The organism is Cetobacterium sp. ZWU0022 (assembly GCF_000800875.1).
In the GTDB taxonomy this organism is placed as follows: domain Bacteria; phylum Fusobacteriota; class Fusobacteriia; order Fusobacteriales; family Fusobacteriaceae; genus Cetobacterium_A.
In genome coordinates this window covers 1-5,075 of the sequence record NZ_JRJZ01000186.1, presented here as the reverse complement: position 1 = coordinate 5,075, position 5,075 = coordinate 1, and the positions used below count along the sequence as shown (strand labels likewise).

The window sequence follows — 5,075 nt, the reverse complement described above, 5'->3', positions numbered from 1 at the left end:
TTTGATATAATATAAATATCAAATTTAACGGACGTTTCTTTTAATTGAAATTGTGAAAATGGGTTAATAAAAATGAGATAGGATGACATCCCTATCTCATTACTAACAACTTTATTTTACATAAAATCTCAAAGATTTTTTACAGAAAACTAATGCAATTTCTCTAATATCTTTGATTCCTCTATTTTCCATATCGGTTCTATATTTTTTATCTGCTATCTGTTTTAAAGCTTCTAATCCTACTTTGTCCATATCATTAAAATTATCAGCAATTTTAAATTCAAAAATATATCCAATTTTTGTAATATCTTTAGGTTCAAGAGCTATATCATATCTTCCATATCCTGATTCTCTGTTGGAAAGTGGATAAAAATAACTGTCTGTACAGATCATCATTCCAAGAATTAGATTGTGATAGAATTTTTCCTCCGTAGATCCATCCATATAACTCATACTTGTTTCAAACATTGTTTGAAGCAACTCCTCTACAGAGTCTATTCCAGTAACATTCCCATCTCTTAAAGCAACTATAAGGTCTGTAAACTTTCCATAATTTCTAGGAGAAACTATTTCCATAAACGTATCTTTGAAATATTCCTTTACTTCGTAATTTGGAATAGTAAGGAAATACTGATTTTTTTCCTCTCCTTTCCTATCTATAGTCAGATACCCTGCTGAAAACATTAAGTAGAGTAATGTGCTGTCACTGTATCTCATACCAAAAATCATATTTTCTTGAAGAGTAGTTTTTACACTTCCATCTTTCAGTAGAGTATGGAATATATTAAATATTTCTCTATCTGCCTCTCTTAATATTTCTTTTATAAGAAGGTTAGCACTTGTATTTATCCAGAAAGCCTTCAATTCTCCTGAACTACAATGATATAATATGCTCCATGGATTATAGACTTTCAGATCTCCAAAGAGATATCCGTTATACCATTTTTCTATGTCTCCTAAAGTTGTTTCAAGATCATAATATTTTAAAATATCCTCAACCTCTATTTCGGTCATTCCAAAATAATTATAGTCTCCCGTAAGTATTGTTGATACTTTTAAATTATTTAAAGTTGAAAATATTGACTCTTTCGCAATTCTTAAAATACCTGTAACTACTGAAAAACTAATAATTCCTTCTTTTAATGCACTTCCATAGAACCGTCCCAAAAGTGTTTTAACTTTTTCATAGTATCTTTTTTCATTAGCAATGATAAATGGAGAATCATATTCATCTATAAGAATAACTGGCTTAACTCCATAATAATCATATAGAAGCTGCGACAGGAATTTTAAAGCAGTGTCATAATTAGCTTTTTCTTCTTGAAACCATATTTTATCAAAAAAAAGAAGATTTCTTTCATCCAGTTTTTCACGGAGATATTTATGAGTTTCAAAGAGAGAACTAATAAGAGTTTTAAATGCTTCGAAAAAACTTTCAAAATCTTCTCCATCTAAATCTTTCATAGTTAGATAAATTACAGGATATTTTCCTTGATATTCCATATAGTCAGTTTTTTCTATTTTAGTTCCTTTAAAAAGCTCTCTATTTTCTATAGCACCTTTTATGTCTAAAAAATATTTCAACGTACTGATATTCAAGGTTTTTCCAAATCTTCTAGGTCTTGTTAATAATGTAACTTCAGCTCTTTTCTCAAGCACATCTTGGATAAAAAGAGTTTTATCTACATAATAGTAGTTTAATTCTATTATTTTTTTAAAATCATCTATACCTATAGGTAGTTTTTTCTTCATCAAATTTCTCACCTCTTTCGTTACATTAATTTCTTTTCTTATATTATACCATCATATTATCATTTCTTTCTTATATTTATAATATGTATTTCTAGCAAGTCCTGTAAGTTCCATTATCTCTTTATCTGAATGAGTAGGGAGTAGTTTCTGTATCTTCTCTTTCATCTCTACTGATTTCTTAGTTACAAGTTTCTTTCCTTTAACCTGTCCTATTTGCTTTCCTTCCCTTTTAGCAGTTTCTATTCCTTCTTTGGTTCTCTGTTGTAGGTCTTTAACCTCTTTCTCAGCTTGGTTAAATGCTATTTCAATTTGGTCTTCAGCTAAAACTTTTATAGCTTCATTAGTTGCATTGATATATATATCAGCTATTTTATGTCCCGTACTATCTATTTTCATAGAAATGGCTTTCTGATAAACTGCCGTATTTATATAAGGTTCTTTCAAGAAAACTAGAATAACTCCCTTATTCATGAGTTCAAAGTAGAGATTTTTTCCTTCTTCTGCATTTCTTGACATTCTCGAAACTGAATCAAAAACGATAGTATCTCCGCTCTTAACAATCTTCAGTAATTTTTCAAACTCTTTTCTTCCTTCAACTTTTGTTCCAGTAAATGCTTCCTCATACAATCTTGCACCAGAATCATAAGCTAAAATATTTCTAATCTGTCTTTCAATATTCTGCTCTTTTCTTGATACCCTAGCATATCCAAATATCATAATCTATCTCACCTCTATACATAAATTTTCACAATTTCAATTAAAAGAAACGTCCGTTAAATTTGATATTTATATTATATCAAATTTGAGACTAGATTCATAGACTTTTAATACTTATATTCAAATGGTTACTTTTGATACTGGATGGCAATGGATGTTAAATCATTTGTACTCTAGTCTAAATAAAACACTAGCAAATAATAGAAAAGAGGCTAAGCAATAAGGTCAGCCTCTTTTTCTTTCAATTTTGCTGAATTTATAAAAATCGAATTTACAGTTACTACAAATAGATACAATATTTTCAACAAATCAATTTGAGATATATCATTAATTTTAATTTTTGTAAAATGTACAATCCTATTCCTATAATTTTCTCCCACTTCTTCATCTCCAATTAAGTAATATTTTAACCAATTTATTGTCTCATTTCCAATTAGTCTGCTCATTTCATTACTTTTTAAAATTAAACCATATGTAGCGGAAGAGGAATTAAAGAATCCATCTTTTTCAATTTTAATATAAATATTTCTTAAAATTTTTTCTAAAAGTGAAATAATAAAAAAAGTACATGTAAAGTAATTATAGCTATGATTTTTTTCTAAACTAAAAATATCTGTAAGAGAATAATTTAAAGCTTCTAAATCATTATCTACTTCTTCCTCTAAAATATTTATTGACAGATTTATATAATTTTGTTTCACAATATTTAAAAGATTATTAATAAATTCTTTTCTATTCTTATCACAAAGCCAGACCGTTAAGTTTATACATTCTTGTAAAAGATAATTATCTATATAAAAGATTTTTCCAGCTGTAAAAACATCATTAGTTTTTATATTTGAGCTTGCAAAATCCATAAAACTTTTTTTATAATTTTTAGAACTGTTTTCTAACTTAGAGATAAGTTTCTCCTTAAAAAAGTGTGTTATTGTTAAATACTGCATATTAGATGAAATTTTTTCACTTCGTAGTTTTTCTAAATATTCTAAATACTCTTTTGATGAAACTCTAAATTCGATAGGTTTCATAATTTTATTTTCAATTAATAAATTATTTAACATTAAATCAATCTTCTTTTTTTTATCTAGTAGTTTCTTCGATAAATGATTTTTTGATTTAAAATATACTGGATATAATAATTCTAAGTCTCGAAGTGTACTCCATCCAAAATTTTGATTTTTTTCTTTAAAAAAATCTTTACTTCTTTTATCATAAATATCATATAGTTTAGTAAATACTTCATCTTTTATTTCTTTTTCAAGATCAGGCAAAATAAACCTAAAAAATTCTTCAGAACGATATTTTAATATTTCTTCTAATTTTTTATCTTCCAAAAAAAACTTTCTTTTTAAATTTAGACTCAATACATTCTTCTTTTTAATCTGAGGATAATAGTCAAAAAAAAGTATTGTTTCATCTCCTATTAATTTCTCCAAGATAACTTTATTTTCCTTAAGTACATTTGGATATTTTAAACACAATTCTATATACCATATTTTTATATCATGATTTAAAAATTTATTACATTCATTATGAAAAACACTATCATACTTATCTATAAGAAATTCAACTAAACTTCTGATAGAAACATTTTCATTTATATCATTAAGTTCACTCAAAAATTTAATTAATTCATTTTTAAATTCCTCTTTTAATAGCTCTAAACACTCCTTAAATTTAAGTATGACATTTAGAAATATATAATCAATAAAATCATCTATATTTTTCAAATAATTTTTAAAATCATTTTTATAATACTCAAGAATAAAATCTTTATTTTCTAAAATATTTTTTAGGGTATAAGTGGTAACCATATCATTGATTCCATGATAATGCAAAGTAAATAATATATTTTTAGAATGAAATCGTTCAACAATGTTTATATCTATCTCCTCCTATTAGCTATAATTATACAATACTCTCTTCACATATTAGCTTAGCTTGTTTTAAAACAAGTTCTGTTGCATCCTTTGTTTTATCTTCTGGATAGCCATATTTTTTTAATAACCGTCTGATAGATTTTCTCATTTGAGCTTGTACACTCTCTTTATCATACCAATCTATAGTCATACTTTTCTTAATAGTCTCTGTTAGCTCTTTTATTATTTCAATTAGCTTTTCATCGCCAGTCTTCTTTTTAAACTCATCATCTTGAGTCACAATATCATAGAAAGCTACCTCATCCTCTGTTAAACCAAGTGAGTCACCCTCTTTGTGAGTCTCCATAAACTCCTTAGCCATCTTTATAAGTTCTTCCATTATCTCTAAACTTGTTAAAGCCTTATTTCTATAAGAACTCATAGCCTTTTGAAGTCTTTCTGAAAACTTCTCAGCCACCACTAGATTTTTTCTACTAGAGTATTTAATCTTACCCTCTATTAGTTTTCTTAACATCTCAACAGCTAAATTTTTATATTTTATCTTCTCAACCTCTTTTAAAAACTCATCTGAAAGAATAGATATATCTGGATTATCTAGTCCTAACTGTGAATAAACATCTATAACATCTTCAGATATAATCGTCTTAGCCATAAGTGAAGCTATTTTTTCATTTATCTGAGCCTGAGTTAGTTTCTTAGGATTATCTCCTTTATCCTCAGTTTCTA

At 26.6% G+C, this 5,075-nt stretch carries 4 protein-coding genes; all 4 read right to left on the bottom strand.

Annotated elements, in window-relative coordinates:
- Positions 1 to 111 precede the first annotated feature (111 nt).
- Complete coding sequence (locus L988_RS12520; RefSeq protein WP_047384756.1) at positions 112 to 1,752, bottom strand: AAA family ATPase; 1,641 nt, start codon at positions 1,750 to 1,752, stop codon at positions 112 to 114.
- A gap of 51 nt (positions 1,753 to 1,803) precedes the next feature.
- Entirely contained in the window at positions 1,804 to 2,469 is a 666-nt protein-coding gene (locus L988_RS12515; RefSeq protein WP_047384755.1) for a recombinase family protein, read from the bottom strand.
- Between the two features lie 212 nt (positions 2,470 to 2,681).
- Complete coding sequence (locus tag L988_RS12510; protein WP_047384754.1) at positions 2,682 to 4,283, bottom strand: hypothetical protein; 1,602 nt, start codon at positions 4,281 to 4,283, stop codon at positions 2,682 to 2,684.
- 94 nt (positions 4,284 to 4,377) lie between these two features.
- Positions 4,378 to 5,075: DUF3387 domain-containing protein (locus L988_RS12505; RefSeq protein ID WP_047384753.1), on the bottom strand; the 698-nt coding region annotated here is incomplete at its 5' end.

What these genes read in the sequence shown, in the direction of transcription:
- L988_RS12520 (WP_047384756.1), bottom strand. Translation starts at nt 1,752, where the DNA reads ATGAAGAAAAAACTACCTATAGGTATAGATGATTTTAAAAAAATAATA.
- L988_RS12515 (WP_047384755.1), bottom strand. Translation starts at nt 2,469, where the DNA reads ATGATATTTGGATATGCTAGGGTATCAAGAAAAGAGCAGAATATTGAA.
- L988_RS12510 (WP_047384754.1), bottom strand. Translation starts at nt 4,283, where the DNA reads ATGGTTACCACTTATACCCTAAAAAATATTTTAGAAAATAAAGATTTT.